This window comes from Kribbella sp. NPDC050241, from assembly GCF_044459685.1.
GTDB lineage: Bacteria > Actinomycetota > Actinomycetes > Propionibacteriales > Kribbellaceae > Kribbella.
In genome coordinates, this window is record NZ_JBITJE010000009.1 from 267,835 (window position 1) to 288,162 (window position 20,328).

The following is a 20,328-nucleotide window of genomic DNA, read 5'->3' on the forward strand; positions in this document are numbered from 1 at the left end:
CTGCCGCGGTATGTCCGGAACGTATTTCGGGAGGTGGCGACCGGGCGTCACAACATGTGGTGACTGACGATGTGACATGTCCTCGCGGGACAGGTGAGTGCTACAGCAAGCCGAGCTCGCGGCCACGGCGGACGGCGGCCGAGCGGTTGTTGACGTCCAGCTTCGTGAAGATGCGCTTGGTGTGCGTGCGGAGCGTGTTCAGCGAGACGAAGAGCCGGCGGGCCATCTCGGGGCCGGTCAACTCGCTGTCGAGGAGGCGCAGGACCTCGAGCTCGCGTTCGCTGAGCGGGTCGGCCAGTGATCCACGGGCAGGTACGTCGGCAGCACCGGTGCCGAGGAGTCGGCGAGCATGCCGGCGCAGTACGTCGTACTCGCCGCCCTCCTGGAAGGACGCGGCCTCGTGGAGCAGGGCAAGCATCGGGACGCCTTCGTCGAGGAACAAGCGCACGTAGCCGTCCGGCTCCGGCGCCCGGGCCAGTGCCGCATCCAGCTCGGCCAGAGCCTCCGGTCGTTGCCCGCGCGCCTGATGAGTGAGGGCTCGCAGCATGCCGATCTCCAACAGACTGCCTGCCCGCGTCCGCTCAGTGTCGGCATACAGCCGGTCGAGCAGCGCAAGTACGTCTCCCAGTGGCGCGGTGCCACTGGCGAGCAGGAGCCGCACGAGCGTCAGGTGGCCGTACTCGCGCTGGAACGACGCGTCATCGGCCACGGCGACGTCGTGGTCGTCCGCCCACTGCTGAGCCGCAGCAAGATCTCCGGCTGCGATGTCCACGCGGGCTCGCATGGCGGCGAGGGGGCGGAGGTCCGGGTAGAAGCCGGGCCGGTACAGCGTTGCCGCGTGGTCGAGCAGCTCCCTCGCGGTGGCGTGGTCGCCGTTCGAGACGCACACCTGGGCGGTGACGACGTACCAGCGGTGCCGGTTCTCTGTGATCGAGCCGCGCTCGCCGAGCACCCTCGCCGTCTCCAGATGGGCCTCTGCACTGACCAGATCACCCAGCTCACGGTCCAGCTCGGCCAGCCCCACGTGCAGGTCGGCGACAGCCCGCGGGTACGGCTCGCCGCCTCCGATCGCCGTCGCCAGGGCCTGCTCGTACAGCCGCCTTGCCCGATGGGGACGGCCTGCGGTGATCCACATGTCGGCGAGCACTACCGTGGTGTCCAGCTCGTCGATCAGGTTCCCCGCCGCGTGCAGGCTGCGGACCGCGTCCGAGAACGTAGCCAGGGCCTGCTCGACGTCACCGGCCGCCCACGCAGCCAGACCGAGGTACCCGGACGCGGCTCCCAGCACGAAGTGGTCCTCGGCGCCCGCCAGCTCCAGTGCCCGCCGGGCGCATTGCACAGTGGCCGGTACGTCGTGCCGCGCTTGGGCCAGCGCAGCCCGGTAGACCCACACGGTCGCCGGTGCGGTTCGCAGGTCCTCGTTGTCAGCCCACGTTGCCGCGAGCGCCTGGTCTTGTGCGCCGGCCGCCAGCGCCGCCTCGGCATCATCGAGCCGGTGCTCCATCCCGTCCAGGTCACCAGCCGTCATCAGCGACCAAGCGGTCACGATGCTCAGGACCGGGCTCCGCCGTACGACGGACTCTGGCAGCGACCGCATCCATTCCAGCATCAGGCTGTCCTGCCGTGCGCGGCGCAGCTCCGGCAGCGCCTCCTCCATCAGGTAGGCAGCGCGGTCGTGGTCACCTGCGGCGAGTGAGTGATGTACGGCGTCCGCGACCAGGTCGTGCGCGGCGTACCAAGCGCTCGCAGCCTGATGCAGCGTCTTCAGCTGCTCCGGGTGCTCAGCCATCAGGCGAGCGCGCAGAACATCGCCGAAGAGGTGGTGGTACCGATACCAGGAGCGCTCGGCATCCAGCGGGACCACGAACACGTTGCCGCGGTCCAGCTCCTCCAGCACCTGACCACCGCCGACCCCACCGGTGACTGCATCACACAAGTCACCGGTCAGTCGGTCCAGGACCGCGGTGCGGAGCAGGAAGTCGCGGACCACCGCGTCCTGGCGGGCAAGGACCTCATCCACCAGGTAGTCGATGACGAAGCGATGGCTGCCGGTGAAGGCCCCGATGAACTCGGCAACGTCCCCGCGATCCGCCATACCCCGCAGCGAGAGCGCAGCCAGTTGAAGACCGGCGATCCAGCCCTCGGTCCGTTCCTCCAGCGCCTGTACGTCGGTCCCGGTGAGCTGCAGGCCCATCATCTCGTTCAGGAACTCCCTGGCCTCCGCCGGCGCGAAGCGCAGATCCGCCGCCCGCACCTCCGTCAGCTGCCCGCGACTCCGCAGCCGCGACAGCGGGAACGGCGGATCCGCGCGCGTCGTCACCAGCAGATGCAGCTGATCCGGCGCGTGGTCGAGGAGGAAGGTCATGGCCTCGTGCACCTCAGGCGCGTGGATGACGTGGTAGTCGTCCAGCACGAGCAGCCAGTGGCTGTCCGGCGCCTGCCGCCCGGCGCGCACGAGTTCATTGACGACCGCGATCATCGGCGCGTCGTCCAGTGCCGCTGGATCCAGGTCGAGACCGATGCCGGCGAGCGCCGCCCAGAGGTGGGCGAAGAAACGCGGCAGCACGTTGTCGCCCTCGTCGAGGGACAGCCACCCCACCCGCTGCTGGCCCGCGGCCCAGTCGCTGAGGAGCGTGGTCTTGCCGAAGCCGGCCGGCGCCGAGATGAGGGTGAGTCGGTGGCCGCGGTCCAGGGTGCTGTCCAACCGGCCGGCGAGCCGTGGGCGCGCCACCAGTTCCGACCGCCGGGCCGGCGGAAACAACTTGGTGGCGAGCACCGGAGTCGACACGTCCGGATCATAGCGGCGCGCCGTCGGCCCCGAGTAGCGCTCAGGACTTGTTGCCTGCGGCAATGTCCAGGTGAACCGCAGGGTGCACCGGGTTACGACTCTCCGGACAGGCGAGCGGAGTGGCGCGCGGGTTCGTAGGATTGTCATTCCGCACGGTCGCCCGGTGTGAGGAGAGCGCATGGAGTACAGATCGGCTCAGCACTCCATTCCGACCGCGACCCAGGGGGTTGCGCTGTGGGTGGCGGGAGCGTTCATTTCGCTGGCTTGTTTCGGGGTCGCGCGGATGAGTATCGGTACCGAAGGGCTGTTGTTCGGGGTCTTTCACGTGTCCGTGGTGGGTGCGATCCTGCAGCTGGCGCTCGGCGTCACCGCTCTGGTGATGGCGGGATCCGCGCGGCATTGCCGTGCGTTCCTGGCGGGCGCGGGACTGCTGATGGTCGTGCTGCTGAGCTACGGACAGTTGGGCCCGGCTCCGGTGGTCGCGGATCTGGTGCCGATCGGGCCGGCTGACGTGTGGCTGCACGTCGTACTGGCGCTCACGATGTTGGTGGGGGCAGCGCTGCCGGCCAGGATCAGCTGGCGGCGGATGAGTTGGCGGCGGCCTCATAAGATGCGGCCGGCCGTTACGGGGGAGAACGGCCGGACCGCGAGTTGAACGTAACAACCCTGTCCGGCAGCGCTCAAGACGCCTTCAGCATTCGTCATCCGAGAGACATGCTCACACTGCGCCGCCCGATCCTGCCGTCATCAGATCGTCAAGTGGATGCGCTTGGAGTCGTCATGTCCGAACGCCGGTGAACGGGCCCTACCCGCACGGTGAACCGGGGACGAAACCCTGAATCCGTAGACACGTTACGTATATGCACCTACGTCTTTGTCCTGTCATTCTCAGGTCCGATGTTCGCGCCCCAGAACATCGTCCGCCCCTTTGAAGGAGAGAGAATGACGCCCGATTCTCCCCCACCTCGACGACGCACGCGCACCCGCCGACTGCTCGGCGTCGTGCTCGGCACCGCCACGCTGATGGTCACCACCGCAGTGGCCGCGTACGCCGCTCCGCCACCGCACCTGCCGCAGAACGCCGGTGGATGGGAGCAGTCGTTCTCACCGGCGTACGACTACGACACCGACGGCTGCTACGCCGTACCGGCGATCGGATCCGACGGCACGCTCAACCCCGGCCTCAACCCGAGCGGCGCGGTCAACGGCAGTTGCCGGGACCAGTCGGACCTCGACAACTCCCAGACGTACGCCCGGTCGAAGTGCAACAACGGGTGGTGTGCGGTCATCTACGCCAGCTACTTCGAGAAGGACCAGGCCGTGCCCGGCAGCAGCCTCGGCGGCCACCGGCACGACTTCGAACACGTGATCTCGTGGATCAACCAGTCGGCCAACCAGGTCGAGTACGTGACCACCACGCAGCACTCCAGCCAGGTCACCTACGCCAGGTCGCAGGTGCGCTTCGACGGCTCGCACCCGAAGGTCGTCTACCACAAGGACGGCGCGAGCACGCACTTCTTCCGGCTGGCCAACAGCAACGACGAACCGCCGGAGAACCACTACCACAACTGGCGCTACCCGCCGCTGGTCGACTGGAACGGCTGGCCCAGCACCGGCCTGCGGGACACCCTGATGACCGCGGACTTCGGTTCCGCGACCATCAAGATCACCGACAAGGACGATCGCTTCCGCAACCTCCTGAACGCTTCGAAGCCCGCCGGCATCCCGTTCGACCCGTGGGTCTGACCACCTGACACACCCCACTGACCGGGTCTGAGCCGTCGCGCTCAGACCCGGTCTGTCGTGTCGATGAGGCGTGCGTCTCGCGCTGCCGGTGACGGAATTCATATCGGCGGGCAATGCATCGGGTGTGGAGTGGGCAGCATGAACGATGAGCCCCGGTTCCTGGTTCCCGCTGTGGTGTTCGTGGCCCTGGTCGTCGCCGTGGTCGGAAGCCTCGGCGCGCCGCTGATCACCGCGGTCGCCGACCAGTACGACGTGTCCCTGGCGGCATCCCAATGGACGTTGACTATCCCGCTGCTGTCGGGTGCTGTGGCCACCCCGGTCCTCGGCCGGCTCGGATCCGGACCGCATCGCCGGACCGTCGTCCTGACCACTCTGGGCATCGTCGTCCTTGGCAGCGCGCTGACCGTCGTACCGCTGCCGTTCGCCGTGTTGTTGATCGGGCGCGCGGCGCAAGGGACCGGGCTCGGTCTGACCGCCTTGATGATGGCGACCGCCACCGATCACCTCGGCGAACGGCGGGCCGCGAGCACGATCGCCTTGTTGTCGGTGGCATCGACCGCCGGCATCGGCGTCGGCTATCCCCTGGCCGGAGCGTTGACCGATGCCGCCGGCATCCGCGCGGCGTACGGCCTCGGGCTGGTGGTCACGGCCTTGGCCTTCGTCGCCGCGTTCGTGGTGCTTCCGCAGGCGCCGCCGCGGCCGGGTCGCCGAGTCGACATTCCCGGAGCGGCTCTCCTGACCGTCGGTCTACTGGCTCTCCTCGTCGTCATCAGTCAGACACAGCTCTGGCGAGACCACCCGACCTGGTCAGCGGCGATCCTGGCCCTCGCACTGCTTCTCCTGGTGCTGTGGGCCTTCGTCGAGACCCGCGTCGCGCATCCGCTGGTGGACATCCGTCTCCTCCGGCATCCGGCCGTCGCGGGCGCGAACCTGGTGATCTTCACCGGCGGTATCGGCATGTACCTCCTGCTCAGCCTGATCACCCGCTACGTCCAGACGCCCGCCGCGACCGGCTACGGCTTCGACCTGAACACCTTCGAGGCCGGTCTGATCCTGGTCCCCTTCTCGGTGGCCGGCTTCGCCGCCGGGAAGTTCCTGCCGCGGCTGCGCCTCAGCCCGCGGAGCCGGCTCGCCGCGAGCGCCACGACGGTGCTCGTGGCCTTCGTCCTCTTCGCGCTGACCCGCTCCCACCTCGCTGGACCTGTGGTCGCGATGACGGTCCTCGGCCTCGGCGTCGGCGCGTTCTTCGCATCCATGCCGGCCGTGATCCTGGCCGTGACGCCGAAGTCCGAGACCGCCAGCGCGATGAGCGTCAACCAGGTCGTCCGCAGCATCGGCTTCTCGATCGGCAGCGCGCTGACCGGCATCGTCCTCGCCGCACACACCACCGACCGGTTCCCCGCCGAGACGGCCTACGCCACCGCGGCCTGGACCGGCGCCGCCATCACCGCCGCCACGATCGTCCTCACCCTCGGCGTACTGCGGCGGAGCTGAAGTGATTGCGGAAGTCGCGCGGGCTCATCGCGTTCTGCGTGCGGAAGCGGCGGTTGAAGTGCGAGAGGTTGGGATAGCCGCAGCCGGTCGCGATCGCGCTGATCGGCGTGTCCGACTCGATCAGCCGGCGGGACGCCTCGGCCAGCCGTACGTCGTTGACGTAGTCGGTGAACGTCCGGCCGGTGTGCCGCCGGAAGAAGCGACTGAACGCGTCCGGTGACATCGAGACCAGCGCCGCGGCCGCACCGATGGCGAGGCGTTCGGCGTAGTCGCGACGTACCAGGCCGATCACGCGGTCGATCCGATCTCGGGCGGCGGCGTCGACGTCGGTGACGAGGGAACGGGTCGCGATGGTCTCAGCCGGCTGACCGGCCAGCGACACCAGGATCTCCAGGACGGCGAGTGTCCCTCTCGCCGCGTCGGTGGTGTTGCTCAGGGCAACCATGGCTTCCGGGACACCGTCGGCGCCGTCGAAGCGTAAGCCACAGTCGGATCGGGCCAGCAGGCGCCGTACGCCCTGGAACTCGGGCCGATCGAAGAACCCGGTGCCGAAGGCGTCGTACAGGAACTGCACGGTCACGGCCTCATGCCACCCAGCCGCCTCCGACTCCCAGGTGTGCGGCGTCTCAGCCCCCAGCAGGACCAGATCCCCGGGACCGTAATCGGCGACCCGATCACCGACGTAGCGCCGGCCCGATCCACCGACGATCAGCGTCAGTTCGTACTCCGGGTGGTAGTGCCAGTCGAACCCGAACCGTGGCTCCGCCCGCAGCCCGAGATGCCACGACTGATGCGGCGAGGCAGGGATGTGCTCGTACGTCGGCCGCATGCCAGAACAGTACTCTGCCGACGCCCGACCGCCATCCGCCCTATCGAATTGGTCAGCAGAGTACCGGTTTTGGCCGCTGGACGCGTGGCACCCCGATCGCCGCTGAGGAGAAACTGGTCACCATTCGCCGATTGGGAGGCCCGATGACCACCACCGCCACCGAACTCGACCAGCCGTACGCCGTCAGTCCGGGCGCCGTCGACCAGTACGCCGCTGACGGCTACGTGAAGCTGCGCGGCGTACTGAGCCCCGACGTCGTGACGCACTACGAGCCCGAGATCACCGAGCAGGTCCTCCGGATCAACACCCAGCACCTGCCGCTGGCCGAACGCAACACCTACAGCCGCGCGTTCCTCCAGGTCGAGAACCTGTGGCGGCACAGCGACGCGGTCCGCGAGTTCGTCTTCTCCCGCCGCCTCGCCGGGATCGCCGCTCAGCTTCTCGGTGTGCCGTCGGTGCGGCTGTACCACGACCAGGCGCTCTACAAGGAGGCCGGCGGAGGCTTCACGCCGTGGCACGTGGACCAGCACTACTGGCCGCTGTCGACGGACCGCACCGTCACCGCCTGGGTTCCGCTGCAGGACACTCCGACGGAGCTCGGTCCGCTGACGTTCGCGGCCGGCAGCCACCGGTCGGGGTACGGCCGTGAGCTCGAGATCAGCGACGAGTCCGAGGCCAAGCTGGACACCTTCGTGACCGAGTCCGGGTTCCGCGTCGACGATTCGCCGTACGCGATCGGGGATGTCAGCTTCCACTCGGGCTGGACGATCCACCGCGCCCCGGGCAACTCCAGTACGACGCCACGCCGGGTGATAACCGTGATCTACATGGACGCGGCGATCGAGATCGCGCCGCCGGCGAATCCCTTCCAGCAGGGCGATCTCGCCGCGTTCCTCGGCAACCGCGCACCGGGCACCGTCGCCGACGGCCCGTTGAACCCCGTCCTCCACTGAGCTCCGGTTGCTGCCGGCAACAAGTGTGAGCGGCGAACTCGGCGATGGTCATATCGCTTCGCCGTCACGCAGCCTCGACTTCGAAGACCTTGTCGAGGCCGGTACGGCGCAGTACGTCGGTCATCTTCCGGCTGGCATGCCGGATGACCACCCCACCGCCACGACGGCGGCAGGTGCGGTGCGTGTCGAGCAGTTCGGCCAGCAGGGTCGACGAGATCTGGCCCAGGTCGGACACGTCGACGACCACCAGGCACACGCCCTCCATCACGAGCTCGCGCAGCCGCCAGCGCAGTGCGGTCAGGCCGTCGTTCAGGTCGGTGTCGGACAACGTGACGATGGCCTTCTGGGGAAGTGGACCGTGGCTCGTCTCGGTCATCGACGGGTCCTCCGATGCAGTTGTGGCACTGGTACAACCCTGCGCCTCGGACTTTGAGATCGGTGGTGGTCCTTGTTTACGATCGGATGACATGCGGCGCCCAGCCCGTCACAACCGCGGTCGGAGTTGCGAGGATGTGCCGGTGCCGATGCAGGTGTTGATCGTGGAGGACGACGATCGCATTCGGGCCGTACTGCGGCTCGCCCTCGAGGACGAGGGCTACCAGGTCGCCGAGGCAGCGGATACGCCGACGGCGCTGGAACAGGCACGGGCCGCGATGCCGGACCTGATGATGGTCGACCTGATGCTCGGCGAGATCGACGGCTACACGTGCATCCGGGAGATCCGCCGGATCAGCGACATCCCGATCGTGATCGTCAGCGCGCGGTCCGACACCCACGACATCGTGGCCGGACTGGAGGCCGGTGCGGACGACTACGTCACCAAGCCGTTCCAGGTGAAAGAGATCACCGCGCGGCTGCGGGCGCTGCGCCGGCGGCTGCGGACCAGCGCGGAGGCGGCCGAGCCCGACATCGTGCTGGACTCCGATCCGGGCCGGCGGCTGATGCTGTCCACGTCCAGGGGCGCGGTCCGGCTGGACGGCCAGGACGTCCCGCTGACCGTCACCGAGTACCGGCTGCTGGTCGAGCTCGCCTCGCCACCCGGCCGGGTGCTCAGCCGGTCGGCGCTGCTGGCCTCGGTCTGGGAACACGGGTACTACGGCGACGAACGCATCGTCGACGTCCACATCAGACGATTGCGCACCAAGGTCGAGCGTGATCCCGGACGACCTCAACTCGTGACCACGGTCCGGGGAATGGGCTACCGGCTGGATCCGCGATGAGATTCGGCGTGCACGCCCTGGGGCTGCGGCACCGGCTGGTGCTCGCCTTCGCCGTGGTGGCGCTGCTCGTCTCCGCTGTGTTTGCCATCAGCACCTATCTCCTCGCCCGCGGCTACCTGCTCGCCCAGCGGGAGAAAGTCGTCCAGCACCAGACGTTCGCGGATGCGGCGTACGTCCAGCGCCGGCTGTCGAGTGCCGGCGCCGATGTCTCCGCGGTCCTGACCGCGGCCGGGACCCCGGCGGGTCACTCGATCATCCTGCGGTGGCGGGACCAGTGGTACGCGTCCGCGCTCGACGAGGGACGGGACGCCGTACCGGGTGGGGTGCTGGAAGAGATCGCGAACGGCCGTCCGGCCAGTCAGCGGTTCCGGTCGGACGACGAGGCGTACATGGTGGTCGGAGTGCCGCTGCCCTCGGTCAACGGGCAGTTCTACGAGATCGCTCCTCTCAGTGAGCTCGACGGAAACCTGCGGCTGCTCAGCGGGATCCTGATGGGTGGCGCGGCGCTGGCGACCGCCGCGGGTGCCGGCCTGGGGCTCTGGGCGAGCCGATCCGTCGTCACCCCGCTGAACCGGGTCGCCGTGACAGCCGCGTCGATCGCCGGCGGCGAGCTCGACACCCGGCTGCCCGCGACGGAGGACCCGGAGCTCGCCACGATCGTCGGGTCCTTCAACAGCATGGTCGACACGTTGCAGCAGCGGATCAACCGCGACGCCCGGCTGGCCGCCGACGTCAGCCATGAACTCCGCTCCCCCTTGACCACACTCGTCGGCAGCGTCGACCTCCTGAACGCGCGACGCGACGAGCTGCCGGAGCGGTCACAGCGGGCACTGGACCTCGTCACCGCCGACCTGCAACGGTTCCGGCGGCTGCTCGACGACCTGCTCGAGCTGGCCAGGTCCGACGGCGGTCTCGACCAGCGGCCCAGCACGACCGTCGATCTGGGCGAACTGCTCCGCCAGGTCCTCGGCGAGGTCGGCCGCGAACCCACCCTGCTGCGCGGCGGGACGGACGTCGTCGTGAAGGCCGACAAGCCTCGCTTGGGCAGGCTGTTCCGCAACCTGTTCGAGAACGCCGAGACGCATGGCGGTGGGCTGACCGCCGTTGAGGTCGCCCGGGTCGACGAGGACGTCCTGGTGCTGGTCGACGACGGCGGGCCGGGGATCCCGCCGCACGATCGGGAGCGCGTGTTCGAGCGGTTCGCCACCGGCGCGACCAAACGCGGATCGTCGTCGGGGACAGGTCTGGGTCTGGCACTCGTCGCGGAGACCGTCGCGATCCATGGTGGTGCGGTCTGGTGTTCGGCGTCTCCGACCGGCGGCGCGCGATTCGTCGTACGGCTGCCGGAGGGGCGGTCGTGAGGGCGATCGCCGTGGCCGTCGCAGCGGCTCTGGTACTGGTCGGCTGTGGGGTTCCGGTCCAGGAGGACCCGGCGCCGATCGACCCCGGGGCGATCCCCTCCCGGTTGCGCAGCGCCAGCAGGCCGACGACGGGACCCGCCCCGGCGACGTCCGGACAGGCGACGGTTCAGGTGAACTTCGTCCGTCGGGACCGGCTGGTCGCGCTGAACCGGGAGGCGCCGAGCACGACGTCGACCGAGTTGATGAACGCCGTACTCCAGGGGCTGCAGGACGGACCGAGCGCGACCGAGCGAGCCGGGGGCCTCACATCCGCCCTGCAGCCGGGACTGACGTTGAGCGTGATCCACGTTCAGGCGAAGAGCGTCGTACTCGAACTGTCCGGGGAGACCGGCGGCCGGTCCGCGGCCGAGAACGTCCTGGCCGTCGGGCAGATCGTCTTGTCCGTGACCGCCTTGCCGGCCGTCGACGAGGTGACGTTCTCGCACAACGGGGTACCGGTGGAGGCGCTGCTGGCGGACGGCTCGCTGACGACGAAGCCGCTCACCGCCAAGGACTACGAGGCGTTGCGGTCGCAGTGAGCGGGCCCAGGTTTTGACGAGCATGCTGAGGAAACTTTGAGATCGTGTGTCGTTCGTCCTCCGAGTCCCCGCTACGCCCCGTGAGCGGGATACACAGGACCGTGAGCGGTGCCCGAGGAGGAGAGAACGTCGTGGCTGAGCGTCCGTCCGCGCCCGGACCAGCCGCGCCGATGGTGACCTGGTCGGTCGCGATCGGCGTGGTCGCGGTGGCCGGAATCGCGCTGGCCCTGGTCAAAGCGTCGCTCTCGGTCGCGCTGATCGTGTTCGGGTCCGTCGCGATCGCGGCCGCGATCCTGGCGATCGGCCTGGTCAGGTCGCGCCGGCGGACCACCACGCCCTCGGAGCAGCAGATCATCGACGCCGACCTGGCCAGGTGGTCGGACGCCGAGTTGTACGCCGTCTGGGTCGCGACCGACGCCGAAGTGGTCCGCGAAAGCCAGTCCGGCTACACCGGGACCGCCGCCCAGGCCCGTGACCTCCTGCTGTCCGAGATCGCGCGCCGGCGCCCGGCCGAGACCGCCGCCTGGCTCACCTCCGACAACGCCCTGAACGGCGCGCCACCCCGCTTCTTGTTGTCCTGAGGCTGTCAGCGGGCGTCTACCCGCTCTGATCACGGGACAGCGAGGGTCAGGACGACCTCGTTGGCGTGAATGGTGAGGTGGCCGCCGGTGGCTTCGGCGTACCGCCGGGCGATGTCGAGCCCGAGCCCGGTGGAACCCCGGTCGCTGCGGCCACGCTCACCGGCTCCGAGCGGGATGCCCGGTCCCTTGTCCGCGACAGCGATCCGTACGACGTTCTGCTCCCGGGTCAGCGTGATCCTGGCCGGCGTACCGTCCGGGGTGTGGGCGACGACGTTCTCCACCAACGCGTCGAGCGCGGCGCCGAGATCCTCGGCCGATGAGCGCACCATGGCGGGTGGCTCCGGAAGATCGAGGGCGAGCTCCCGGCCCTGGTCCTCGAACAGTGGTTCCCAGAACGCGGCCCGGTTGCGGGTCACCTCGACCGCGTCGCAGTGCGGGACCCGGCCTTCGCGTTGCGGACGCCGGGCCGCGCTGATCACCGCGGTCAACGTCCGTTCCAGGCTGGTCACCTGGGTGTTCAGTTCCTCGGCACGCTCGCGGTCCGGCAGGGCCTCGACCTGGAGCCGGAGCGCGGTCAGCGGCGTACGCAGCCGGTGGGACAGGTCGGCGACGGCCTCGCGTTCGACCGCGATCACCTCGTCGATGCGATCGGCCAGACCGTTGAGCGCGGCACCTACCTTGGCGACCTCGGCCGGGCCCGTCGTCGGAGCGCGGGCGTCGATGTCGCCCTTCGCCAGGCGTTCCGCCGTACTGGCCGTCTCCTCGAGTGGGCGGGCGAGCCGGCGGGAGACGAGTTCGGCGCCGACAATGCTGAGCAGGAGTACGGCCAGGCTGCCGCCGATCAGGATCAGCAGGCGCGGGGTGAGACCGTCGTACAACTCGTCGGCGGTCAGGAACAGGCAGACCGAGGCCGGGCCCTGCGGGGTGCCGACGGCGACCTCGACCGCCATCCCGCCGTCGATCGAGCGATAGTCCACGTCACCGAGCTGCGGCGGACCCTTCCGATCGTCGTCGTCGTCGTAGTCGGCCGGCAGCGGCTTCGGGGCCGACACTCCACCCGGTGGCGGGTCGCCCAGCGTCGTACCGTCGGGAAGGCGGACCGAGATCGTGCCCGGCTCGTCCTTGCTGAGCCCTTGGATGTACGCCGTGATGTCGTCGGCGCTGTTGTCCCTGTCGCCGACGTAGTACGCGACCGCTTCGGCCCGGTACCGCGCTCGCTCCTTCGACTCGTTGGCCGTCGTACTGCGCATCAACAACACCAGCGGTACGGCGAAGGCCAGCACGACCAGCGTGGTCATGCCGACCGAGAGGAACAGGATCCGGCGGCGCATGGTCAGCCCCCCGACGCCAGCTTGATCCCGACGCCACGGACGCTGTGCAGGAACCGCGGCTCCGCGGCCGTCTCACCGAGCTTGCGCCGCAACCAGGACAGGTGAACGTCGACCGTGCGGTCGCCACCGCCCCACGGCAGACCCCAGACCTCGGCCAGGAGTTCGCGCTTGGTCACCACGGCACCTGGCCGGCGGGACAGCGCCAGCAACAGGTCGAACTCCTTGCGTGTCAGGTCGACCGGCGAACCGTCCACCGTGACCTCGCGACTCCGCGGATCGATCCGCAACGCGCCCAGCTCGACCGTCGACTCGCCTTGCTCGCCCTGGCCGAGCCGCCGCAGTACTGCCCGGATCCGCGCGTCGATCTGCGCCGAACTGAACGGCTTGATCACGTAGTCGTCCGCACCCGCGTCGAGCAGCCTGACCACGCTCGCGTCGTCGTCCCGGGCCGTTGCCACGATCACCGGTACGTCGCTCACCGCGCGAACCATGGCCAGCACGTCCCGGCCGTCCAGGTCCGGCAGGCCAAGATCCAGCAGCAGTACGTCGGGCCGATCGCGGGCGACCGCGGCGATGCCATCGGCGCCGGCTGCGACGGCCGTGACGACATGACCGGCCGCCGTCAGGGACTTGCCCAGCGACGTCCGGATCGCGTCATCGTCCTCGACCAGCAACACCCGCGCCATGCGTTGAGCCTAGCTTCGTCACTCCACCTGGAGCTGCGCCGGCGCTCGGAGGCCGGTGCTGCGGAGTTCGAGGCCGGCGAGCTGACCGATCACCGTGGTGTCGCCTTCGCGCCACGCCGTGACCGGATCGTCGGAGATCTTCGCGAGCTTGTGCATCGGCTGGTTCGCCATCGCCCGCAGCGCGAACAACTGCAGGTCCGCATCGCTGTCGATGAACTTCTGCGCCGCGGTCGCCCGCCGGGAGAACCGGATCCGTGGCGGCAGCCAGATCAGCAACGCCAGCAACACCGGCATCGCGATCGTCACGGCGGCCAGGACGTACGCCAGCTGCTCCACGGCGTGCGCCTGGTCCCGGCCGGCCTCGGCCAACTTGCCCGCGGCCGCCGCGGCGCCGTCCACCGGCGACCGCAACTGGTCGCCGACCACCGGCACTTTGCCCATCGGCTCCGACAACCGGCGCAGGTCCCCCGCGAGCCCGTCGCCCGCCTCAGCCGCCTTCCGTCCGGGCGCCCCGAGGGCGTTCGTGATCCGGAACACCAGCAGACCGGCCTCGACCCACAACCAGACCCAGCCCACCAGCAGCAGATCGCCGAGCACCTGCCGAAACCGCTGCGTCCCCACGTCGGAGTAGACCTTCACCGCGCCATCCCTTCATCGGGCCGTTCATCGGCTCCGTGCGCGGTGAGACTAAAGGGTCGTACGCAGATCCCAAAGCAACGGATAGTAACGAAGATCCAACCGGCTGCGCAGGTAGCCGGCGCCGGAGGAACCGCCGGTGCCTGGTTTGGTGCCGATCATGCGCTCGACCATGACCACGTGCCGGGCACGCCAGGAGGCTGCCAACTCGTCGTGCTGGAGCAGGACCTCGGCGAGCTCCCAGACCGCGGCGTAGTGGCTGCGGTCACCGGCAACCTTGCGCAGCGCGTCCCGGACGGAGTCCTCGGTGTCGGTGCCGAAGCCGGCCTTCTCGAGGACGACGAGGTACGCGTCCCACAGGGTCGGCTCCTCCAGCCGCCGGCCGAGGCGCTCCTTCTCCACCTCGGTCAGGCCGCGGAACCGGCGGACGAACGACGGATCCTTCGCCCCGGACAAGAACTCGATCTCGCGGAACTGCACCGACTGGAACCCGCTGGCCGGCGACAACCGGTGCCGGAACTCACCGAAGTCCTGCGGGGTCATCGTCTCGAGGATGTCGACCTGCTGGGTGAGCGTGCGCTCGATCGTGTGCACGCGGCGGAGCAGGTGCTCGGCCAGCCACAGTTCGCCGGACAGCATCGCGTCCCGGGAGGCGGTCAGCTCGTGCAGGACCTGCTTGAACCACAACTCGTAGACCTGGTGGATGGTGATGAACAGCAACTCGTCGTGCGCCGGTGGATCCGACTCCAGCCGCTGCTGATCGAGCAGCTCGCCCAGCCGCAGATAGCTCCCGTACGTGAGCCGTCCGCCCGCCTCGCCGAAATGCACGTCAACGCCGTCCCACCGCCCCGCCACCCCGTCACCACTGCTCATGCGCCCGAGGGTAGCTGACCGGTGCGTGACCGGTCAGGGATTGGCTCGTTGGAGGTGGGTACGCCGAAACGAGGAGTTGCATGTCCGCCACGGTCGAGACGCCGCTGATCCCGGGACCGATCCAGGGACCGACCCGGGAAGAACCGCAGATCGAGGCGCTGCTGCTCGGGGACTACGCGTCCCTGGTCCACCTGGCCTATCTGATCCTCCCGCCTTCGATCAGCAGGTCACGGCGGACCGCCGCCGCCCACGCCGTCGTACAGCGCGCCCTGCCGCCCGGGCTGCACCTCCCGAGCGGCGACCCACGGGAGTTCCTCCGGCGTCGCGTCGTCCAGGAAGCCGGCCGGCAGGCGTCGGCTCAGTCGATGCTCGATCGGCTCGGCGGTCTCTTCGCACCGGCCGACTCGCTGTGCTTCGAGCCCTGCGCGACGACGATCGACCGCACCACGATCCGCCGGCGCAACCGTCGCGGCCGCCGGCTGGCGATCGCCGTCACGCTGCCCCTCACCCTCGGCATCCTCGCGTCCCTGCTGCTGTCCTGACGCCCATCGGGTTGTCCCAGGCAACGAACAGGCACTGATCAGCTCGTCCGGGTGCAGGTTCGGTCCAGGGTGCGTCCACCGGAGGTCCAAGGTGGGTCCAGACGGTCCTGATTCCGATCCGGACCGGCTTCCCGTGGTGGAAAGGAGGTGGGTGAGCCGGGCATCAGGTGCGCGTGCTCTTCGCCGAAGGTCTGTTCTCCGCCGGAACCGAGTTCGGTCCCGACCGGCAGGACGCGCTGGTTGCCCTGGGCAAGCGACTGCCGGAGCTCGATGCCGCGATCATGGTGACCGGCTACTCGGTCGTCGTACCGGGGAGCAGCACCTCGGGCGGATCGCGTACGGCGCTCCTTCGCGCGCGCACCGCCACACAGGAGCTCAGTGCGGCATCCGGGCTCCCCTGACCGCGTTCGCCATGCCGGCCGGTGATCAGGGCCGGCCGGTGATCAGGGCAGGCCGCCCTTCCGGAATGCGGCTCAGAACCGTACGGTCACCCTCACGCTGACCCCGCGCTAGCGCCTTGCCTCGCTCAGAGGCTGTAGCGAGCGAGGAAATCGCGAAGGGCGGTGTTGAACCTTTCAGGGTGCTCCATGTTGGGAACATGCGCGGCGTCGGGGAAGTCCACGCGCTCGACACCGGAGACTCCGGCGGTGAGCAAGTCGGCGGAAGCCTGCGTACCAGTGGTGTCGAGCGCACCGATGACGACGAGTACCGGGCAGGCGATGTCCTGGAGCCTGCCCGCGGCGGGCCGAGACAGCGGTAGGACCTGTGGCTCTTCTTCGGTCCTCGTCTCGATCTCATGGATCATCCGTCGGACGTGTTCGCGGACCGCCCGCGGTGCGCGCCCTTCGGGCTGCAACGGGCCGTCGGTCCAGACGTGAGTCTCCAGGTCGACCAGGGCGTCCCAGTCCTTCGCCTTCCACAGCGCCTCGATGCGGTCGAAGACCGCGGTCTGCGCCGGCGGCGCCTCGTGCGACGAGCCGCTGACACCACCGCACACCCAGACCAGGCCGGCGACTCGATCCGGCTCCTCCACCGTGAAGTCGAGGCTGTGCTGACCGCCGCGCGAACAGCCGACAACCACCGCCTGCCCGATCTCCAGGTGGTCGAGCACAGCGCGCAGGTCGTCGACCGGGGAGAACTCTACCGCCTCGGTCCTCGATCGCCCGAAACCCCGGCTGTCGAAACAGACCACGGTGTGGTCCTTCGCGAACTCGGCGACCTGCTGTTCCCACATGGTCAGGTCCGCGATTCCCGCGTGCACGAAGACGATGGGCGATCCCTGGCCGGTGCGTTCGAAATAGAGGGCCCCGCCGGGCACAGCTACATATCCGCTGTCCATCGGGCGATGGTAACGATCCTCGGTGCCCGACGGCGGCGGAGGGGTTCCGTGACCGATCGGTGGTGCCATGATGTGCGGCATGGAGCTCAAGCTGTCGGCGTCGTACGACGCCACCCCCGAGGAAGTGTTCGCGATCGTCACGGACGCCACCTTCCGCGAGCAGGCCTGCGAGAAGACCAAGGCGCTGTCGTACAACGTCGAGGTGACCAAGTCCGGGAGCGACACGGTCGTCAAGGTCCGCCGGGAGATGCCGTCGGACGGCGTCCCGGACTTCGCCAAGAAGTTCGTCGGTGAGACGCTGACCCTGGTCCAGACCGAGACCTGGCACGCGGCCAAGCCGGACGGGTCCCGCGACGCCGACGTCTCCGGCGAGATCGTCAACACCCCGGTCACGCTCAAGGGCACCGCGAGCATCACCGACAGCGGCGTTCAGGCCGTGCAGGCGATCGACCTGGACGTGAAGGTCGCCGTCCCGCTGATCGGCAAGAAGATGGAGCCGTTCGTGGTGGACGCGATCCGCTCCGGCCTGCAGAAGGAGCACGAACTCGGCCGCGACTGGCACAACGGCACCAACTAACCGCCAGCCCGCGGGACCAGGAACACCTCCCGGAGGCTCCGGACAGCACAAGACCTGTCCCCAGCCCCCAGTTCCCGTCCGCACCCCCGGTTCCCGTCCCCGACCCCCAGTTGCCGTCCCGGGCCCCCAGTTGCCGTCCCCTGCCCCCGGTTCCTGTCCGCACCCCCGGCTGCCGCCCCCGGCCCCCAGTTGCTGTCCCCTGCCCCCGGTTCCTGTCCCCGGCCGCGAGTGGCACACCGGCACCAACTAACCGCCAGACCGCGGGACCATGAACACCTCCCGGGGGCTCCGGACAGCACAAGACCTGTCCCCAGCCCCCAGTTCCTGTCCGCTCCCCCGGTTGCCGTCCTCGGCCCCCGGTTGCCGTCCCGGGCCCCCGGTTGCTGTCCCCGGCCCCGGGTTCCTGTCCCCGGCCGCGAGTGGCACAACGGCACCAACTAACCGCCAGACCGCGGGACCAGGAACACCTCCCGGGGGCTGCGGACAGCACAGGACCTGTCCCCGGCCCCCGGTTCCAGTCCGCAGCCCCGGTTCCTGTCCGCAGCCCCGGTTCCTGTCCGCAGCCCCGGTTCCTGTCCGCAGCCCCGGTTGCCGTCCCGGGCCCCCGGTTCCTGTCCCCGGCCCCGGTTCCTTGTCCGGAGCCCCGGTTGCCGTCCCCGGCCCCCGGTTCCTGTCCCCGGCCCCGGTTCCTTGTCCGGAGCCCCGGTTGCCGTCCCCGGCCCCGGTTCCTTGTCCGGAGCCCCGGTTGCCGTCCCCGGCCCCCGGTTCCTGTCTGGAGCCCCGGTTGCTGTCTCCGGAGCCCGGTTGGTGTGTCCGGGCTCGCTCGGGTGTGTGTCGCTACCTGGGGTGGGTCGGGCGCGGTGGCAGTCTGAGGAGCGCGGGGTGCTCTTCGGAGGTGAGCCAGTCATGCGGAAGCAAGTCTTTCGTCAGAAGGGTCAGCGCACGGAGCCGGGCGAGGAATCGCAGTTCTGCGTCTTCTGCGCCACGGTGATGCCGTTCGAGCAGATCGAGGCACCCGATCACCTGGTCGAGGAGCCCGACGAGTGGATCTGCGTGAAATGCGGATCCGCGCTGCTCGTTGATCCACCGTTGCAGGAGTATCACCGCAGCGCCTGACCCGTGGTTACAGCGGCGGGCCGAACGCGCAGATCACTCGGGACGCCTGGGCGGGATCCAGCGCGTTCGCGACCAGTTGGGCCACCGTCGGGTCGAAGGCCAGGCCGACATGCCCGACCGGGTCGAGCGGGCAGGTGTCCTGGACGTACTTGTTCGTCACCCCGGGCTCGCGGATGAACGACGTCTCGTGAGGCGTCACCAGCGCGTCGAACCGCGACGCGATCACCGTGTACTTGACACCTGGCTGAGCGATCGGGCCCGTGGTCAGCTTCGCCACCGCCGTACCACCGACGATGAGTTCGTCGCAGGCCGGGCAGCCGAACTGCTGCAGCACCTGGTCGACGAGCGGCCTGAGGCCCAAATAGTCGCCCACGCTGACCAGACCACCGAATGTCGTACCGTGTGTCGGCGGAGCCAGCGCCACCACCTTGCCCACCTGGCCTGCATACCCGCGGACCTTGGGGCCGTAGATGCTCTGGAAGGCGCCCTCGGAATGCCCGACGATGTCGACCTTCGCGGCGCCTGTCGCCTGGCGGACCTGCTGCACGAAGGCCTGAATCTCGGCCGACGACTGCGCGATCGAGACCGTGCCACCGACCGGGATCGCGGGCGTGGCCTGGCCGTAGGTGAGCGTGAACGCGCAGTACCCCTTCGCGGCGAGGAACGGACCGAGGAACGAGTAGTTGCCGGGGCCGTTGCCGCCGAGGCCGTGCAGAAGGACGAGCGGGTTCGGATGAGCCGCAGACGGCTTGCAGGACCAGTGGTCGAAGCCGGATGAGGGCGCGGCGTTCGCGGTCGTGGCGGTGGCGGCGGACGCGGTGAGCAGGACGGCGGCGATCAGGCCGGCGGCGCGACGCAGACGATTTGGCATGGTGCTTTCCCCGTGATTGTATCGTTCAGTAGTTGTTGGATCACGGGCAGTAGAGCATGGTCCTTGGTTGCAAACAAGTGCTCGTGTTCGGAACATGTTCCCTCGGTTACGAGTCGAGTACGAGGGGTAACGTCCAGCGCATGAGTCGCACCATACGGGGACTGGACGCCGGGCAACGGCGGGCCGAACGACGTGAGCAGCTGCTGGATGCGGCGCTCAATCTGTTCGCCGCCAACGGCTATCTCGGCACGTCCATCGAGCAGATCTGCAGTACGGCGTACATCGGGACGAAGAGCTTCTACGAGCTGTTCTCCAGCCGGGAGGAGTGCTACGTCGCCTTACTGCGGCGGACCTCGGAACGGCTCGAGGAGCGGATGGTCGGCGTCGCCGCACAGGCAGCCGGCAACGAGCGGCAGGAGGCGCCGCGGCTGCTCGCGACCTTCGTGCACGAGCTCGTCGACGACCCGCGCGTCACCAAGGTCACCTTCGGGATGGCGTCCGGGATCTCCGAGCTGGTCGAGCGGCAGCGGCGGGCGAACCGGCGCTGGGCGGCCGGCTTCCTCGAGCAGCTCTGGGACCGGTACGACGGACCGCCCACCGGCCGGGATGCCTCCGACCAGCGGGCGGTTCGTCACAGCGTTGCGATCGGCCTCGTCGGCGGCCTGTTCGACCTGATCTCGGACTGGCTGGTGGACGCGAACCTCAGGAACCAGCGCCAGATCGAGACCCTGATCGACGACCTGACCACCTTCTACATCACCGTCCGGCGGGGCCTGGTGACTTAGCCCTGGCGCGGCCCCACCACTA

Annotated in this window: 22 protein-coding genes; 13 read left to right on the forward strand and 9 right to left on the reverse strand. The window is 69.2% G+C overall.

All coding sequences use genetic code 11. The features are described from left to right. Positions 1-100: 100 nt before the first annotated feature. Positions 101-2,788: a LuxR C-terminal-related transcriptional regulator gene (locus ACIBG5_RS34045; RefSeq protein WP_396395629.1), complete on the reverse strand. Its 2,688-nt coding sequence runs from the start codon at positions 2,786-2,788 to the stop codon at positions 101-103. Between the two features lie 178 nt (positions 2,789-2,966). Between ACIBG5_RS34045 and ACIBG5_RS34050 the strand changes: the two genes are divergently transcribed. The 3 genes from ACIBG5_RS34050 (at position 2,967) to ACIBG5_RS34060 (ending at position 6,028) form a co-directional block, all read left to right on the forward strand. Beyond that, a complete protein-coding gene (locus ACIBG5_RS34050) occupies positions 2,967-3,443 on the forward strand; it encodes a DUF4383 domain-containing protein (protein WP_396395630.1) in 477 nt (158 codons plus the stop codon). Positions 3,444-3,730: 287 nt separating this feature from the next. Then, positions 3,731-4,534, forward strand: coding sequence for an NPP1 family protein (locus tag ACIBG5_RS34055; RefSeq protein WP_396395631.1), 804 nt, complete (start codon positions 3,731-3,733; stop codon positions 4,532-4,534). A 138-nt stretch (positions 4,535-4,672) separates the two neighbouring features. Further along, complete coding sequence (locus ACIBG5_RS34060) at positions 4,673-6,028, forward strand: MFS transporter (protein WP_396395632.1); 1,356 nt, start codon at positions 4,673-4,675, stop codon at positions 6,026-6,028. Here ACIBG5_RS34060 and ACIBG5_RS34065 read toward each other — a convergent pair. Then, complete coding sequence (locus ACIBG5_RS34065; protein ID WP_396395633.1) at positions 6,000-6,857, reverse strand: AraC family transcriptional regulator; 858 nt, start codon at positions 6,855-6,857, stop codon at positions 6,000-6,002. The two genes, ACIBG5_RS34060 and ACIBG5_RS34065, sit on opposite strands and share 29 nt — an antisense overlap. A gap of 143 nt (positions 6,858-7,000) precedes the next feature. On the opposite strand from ACIBG5_RS34065, the gene ACIBG5_RS34070 reads away from it, so the two are divergent. Beyond that, positions 7,001-7,810 carry a phytanoyl-CoA dioxygenase family protein gene (locus tag ACIBG5_RS34070; RefSeq protein WP_396395634.1) on the forward strand — a complete coding sequence of 270 codons (810 nt, stop codon included), beginning with the start codon at positions 7,001-7,003 and terminating at the stop codon, positions 7,808-7,810. 64 nt (positions 7,811-7,874) lie between these two features. Here ACIBG5_RS34070 and ACIBG5_RS34075 read toward each other — a convergent pair whose 3' ends face one another. Continuing rightward, complete coding sequence (locus ACIBG5_RS34075; protein WP_360445470.1) at positions 7,875-8,186, reverse strand: STAS domain-containing protein; 312 nt, start codon at positions 8,184-8,186, stop codon at positions 7,875-7,877. A gap of 148 nt (positions 8,187-8,334) precedes the next feature. Between ACIBG5_RS34075 and ACIBG5_RS34080 the strand changes: the two genes are divergently transcribed. The 4 genes from ACIBG5_RS34080 to ACIBG5_RS34095 all read left to right on the forward strand — a co-directional run bounded on the left by ACIBG5_RS34080 (position 8,335) and on the right by ACIBG5_RS34095 (position 11,550). After that, on the forward strand, positions 8,335-9,030 hold the full coding sequence (locus ACIBG5_RS34080; RefSeq protein ID WP_393388742.1) for a response regulator: 696 nt from the start codon (positions 8,335-8,337) through the stop codon (positions 9,028-9,030). Next, the gene (locus tag ACIBG5_RS34085; protein ID WP_396395635.1) at positions 9,027-10,391 is read left to right on the forward strand and encodes an ATP-binding protein; all 1,365 of its coding nucleotides are present in this window, start codon (positions 9,027-9,029) and stop codon (positions 10,389-10,391) included. Before ACIBG5_RS34080 ends, ACIBG5_RS34085 begins: the two co-directional genes overlap by 4 nt. After that, the gene (locus ACIBG5_RS34090) at positions 10,388-10,969 is read left to right on the forward strand and encodes a GerMN domain-containing protein (RefSeq protein WP_396395636.1); all 582 of its coding nucleotides are present in this window, start codon (positions 10,388-10,390) and stop codon (positions 10,967-10,969) included. Before ACIBG5_RS34085 ends, ACIBG5_RS34090 begins: the two co-directional genes overlap by 4 nt. Positions 10,970-11,100: 131 nt before the next feature. Continuing rightward, positions 11,101-11,550 (forward strand): hypothetical protein, encoded by a 450-nt coding sequence (locus ACIBG5_RS34095; RefSeq protein WP_396395637.1) that lies wholly within the window; start codon positions 11,101-11,103, stop codon positions 11,548-11,550. 29 nt (positions 11,551-11,579) lie between these two features. On the opposite strand, the gene ACIBG5_RS34100 is transcribed toward ACIBG5_RS34095, so the two are convergent. The 4 genes from ACIBG5_RS34100 to ACIBG5_RS34115 are packed head-to-tail and all read right to left on the reverse strand — an operon-like array spanning position 11,580 to position 15,076. Then, the gene (locus ACIBG5_RS34100; RefSeq protein ID WP_396395638.1) at positions 11,580-12,881 is read right to left on the reverse strand and encodes a sensor histidine kinase; all 1,302 of its coding nucleotides are present in this window, start codon (positions 12,879-12,881) and stop codon (positions 11,580-11,582) included. Positions 12,882-12,883: 2 nt separating this feature from the next. After that, positions 12,884-13,567: a response regulator transcription factor gene (locus tag ACIBG5_RS34105; protein ID WP_396395639.1), complete on the reverse strand. Its 684-nt coding sequence runs from the start codon at positions 13,565-13,567 to the stop codon at positions 12,884-12,886. Positions 13,568-13,585: 18 nt separating this feature from the next. Then, positions 13,586-14,206 carry a hypothetical protein gene (locus ACIBG5_RS34110; protein ID WP_396395640.1) on the reverse strand — a complete coding sequence of 207 codons (621 nt, stop codon included), beginning with the start codon at positions 14,204-14,206 and terminating at the stop codon, positions 13,586-13,588. A 48-nt stretch (positions 14,207-14,254) separates the two neighbouring features. Next, on the reverse strand, positions 14,255-15,076 hold the full coding sequence (locus tag ACIBG5_RS34115; RefSeq protein WP_396395641.1) for a tryptophan 2,3-dioxygenase: 822 nt from the start codon (positions 15,074-15,076) through the stop codon (positions 14,255-14,257). 80 nt (positions 15,077-15,156) lie between these two features. Here ACIBG5_RS34115 and ACIBG5_RS34120 point away from each other — a divergent pair, with 80 nt between their 5' ends. Continuing rightward, positions 15,157-15,618 carry a hypothetical protein gene (locus ACIBG5_RS34120; RefSeq protein ID WP_396395642.1) on the forward strand — a complete coding sequence of 154 codons (462 nt, stop codon included), beginning with the start codon at positions 15,157-15,159 and terminating at the stop codon, positions 15,616-15,618. A 173-nt stretch (positions 15,619-15,791) separates the two neighbouring features. Continuing rightward, positions 15,792-16,019, forward strand: a complete 228-nt coding sequence (locus ACIBG5_RS34125; RefSeq protein WP_396395643.1) for a hypothetical protein — start codon at positions 15,792-15,794, stop codon at positions 16,017-16,019. A 125-nt stretch (positions 16,020-16,144) separates the two neighbouring features. On the opposite strand, the gene ACIBG5_RS34130 is transcribed toward ACIBG5_RS34125, so the two are convergent. Next, positions 16,145-16,957, reverse strand: coding sequence for an alpha/beta fold hydrolase (locus ACIBG5_RS34130; RefSeq protein WP_396395644.1), 813 nt, complete (start codon positions 16,955-16,957; stop codon positions 16,145-16,147). A gap of 79 nt (positions 16,958-17,036) precedes the next feature. On the opposite strand from ACIBG5_RS34130, the gene ACIBG5_RS34135 reads away from it, so the two are divergent. Next, entirely contained in the window at positions 17,037-17,534 is a 498-nt protein-coding gene (locus ACIBG5_RS34135; protein ID WP_396395645.1) for a DUF2505 domain-containing protein, read from the forward strand. 906 nt (positions 17,535-18,440) lie between these two features. Continuing rightward, positions 18,441-18,650 (forward strand): hypothetical protein, encoded by a 210-nt coding sequence (locus ACIBG5_RS34140; protein WP_360445492.1) that lies wholly within the window; start codon positions 18,441-18,443, stop codon positions 18,648-18,650. A gap of 7 nt (positions 18,651-18,657) precedes the next feature. Here ACIBG5_RS34140 and ACIBG5_RS34145 read toward each other — a convergent pair whose 3' ends face one another. After that, positions 18,658-19,521 (reverse strand): esterase/lipase family protein, encoded by an 864-nt coding sequence (locus ACIBG5_RS34145; protein WP_396395646.1) that lies wholly within the window; start codon positions 19,519-19,521, stop codon positions 18,658-18,660. A gap of 140 nt (positions 19,522-19,661) precedes the next feature. Here ACIBG5_RS34145 and ACIBG5_RS34150 point away from each other — a divergent pair, with 140 nt between their 5' ends. After that, positions 19,662-20,306: a TetR/AcrR family transcriptional regulator gene (locus tag ACIBG5_RS34150; protein WP_360445496.1), complete on the forward strand. Its 645-nt coding sequence runs from the start codon at positions 19,662-19,664 to the stop codon at positions 20,304-20,306. Positions 20,307-20,328 lie beyond the last annotated feature (22 nt).

Excerpts from the sequence above, each read along its gene's own strand:
- ACIBG5_RS34050 (WP_396395630.1), top strand. The coding sequence starts at position 2,967 with ATGGAGTACAGATCGGCTCAGCACTCCATTCCGACCGCGACCCAGGGG.
- ACIBG5_RS34055 (WP_396395631.1), top strand. The coding sequence starts at position 3,731 with ATGACGCCCGATTCTCCCCCACCTCGACGACGCACGCGCACCCGCCGA.
- ACIBG5_RS34060 (WP_396395632.1), top strand. The coding sequence starts at position 4,673 with ATGAACGATGAGCCCCGGTTCCTGGTTCCCGCTGTGGTGTTCGTGGCC.
- ACIBG5_RS34065 (WP_396395633.1), bottom strand. The coding sequence starts at position 6,857 with ATGCGGCCGACGTACGAGCACATCCCTGCCTCGCCGCATCAGTCGTGG.
- ACIBG5_RS34070 (WP_396395634.1), top strand. The coding sequence starts at position 7,001 with ATGACCACCACCGCCACCGAACTCGACCAGCCGTACGCCGTCAGTCCG.
- ACIBG5_RS34075 (WP_360445470.1), bottom strand. The coding sequence starts at position 8,186 with ATGACCGAGACGAGCCACGGTCCACTTCCCCAGAAGGCCATCGTCACG.
- ACIBG5_RS34080 (WP_393388742.1), top strand. The coding sequence starts at position 8,335 with ATGCAGGTGTTGATCGTGGAGGACGACGATCGCATTCGGGCCGTACTG.
- ACIBG5_RS34085 (WP_396395635.1), top strand. The coding sequence starts at position 9,027 with ATGAGATTCGGCGTGCACGCCCTGGGGCTGCGGCACCGGCTGGTGCTC.
- ACIBG5_RS34100 (WP_396395638.1), bottom strand. The coding sequence starts at position 12,881 with ATGCGCCGCCGGATCCTGTTCCTCTCGGTCGGCATGACCACGCTGGTC.
- ACIBG5_RS34105 (WP_396395639.1), bottom strand. The coding sequence starts at position 13,567 with ATGGCGCGGGTGTTGCTGGTCGAGGACGATGACGCGATCCGGACGTCG.
- ACIBG5_RS34115 (WP_396395641.1), bottom strand. The coding sequence starts at position 15,076 with ATGAGCAGTGGTGACGGGGTGGCGGGGCGGTGGGACGGCGTTGACGTG.
- ACIBG5_RS34120 (WP_396395642.1), top strand. The coding sequence starts at position 15,157 with ATGTCCGCCACGGTCGAGACGCCGCTGATCCCGGGACCGATCCAGGGA.
- ACIBG5_RS34130 (WP_396395644.1), bottom strand. The coding sequence starts at position 16,957 with ATGGACAGCGGATATGTAGCTGTGCCCGGCGGGGCCCTCTATTTCGAA.
- ACIBG5_RS34135 (WP_396395645.1), top strand. The coding sequence starts at position 17,037 with ATGGAGCTCAAGCTGTCGGCGTCGTACGACGCCACCCCCGAGGAAGTG.
- ACIBG5_RS34140 (WP_360445492.1), top strand. The coding sequence starts at position 18,441 with ATGCGGAAGCAAGTCTTTCGTCAGAAGGGTCAGCGCACGGAGCCGGGC.
- ACIBG5_RS34145 (WP_396395646.1), bottom strand. The coding sequence starts at position 19,521 with ATGCCAAATCGTCTGCGTCGCGCCGCCGGCCTGATCGCCGCCGTCCTG.
- ACIBG5_RS34150 (WP_360445496.1), top strand. The coding sequence starts at position 19,662 with ATGAGTCGCACCATACGGGGACTGGACGCCGGGCAACGGCGGGCCGAA.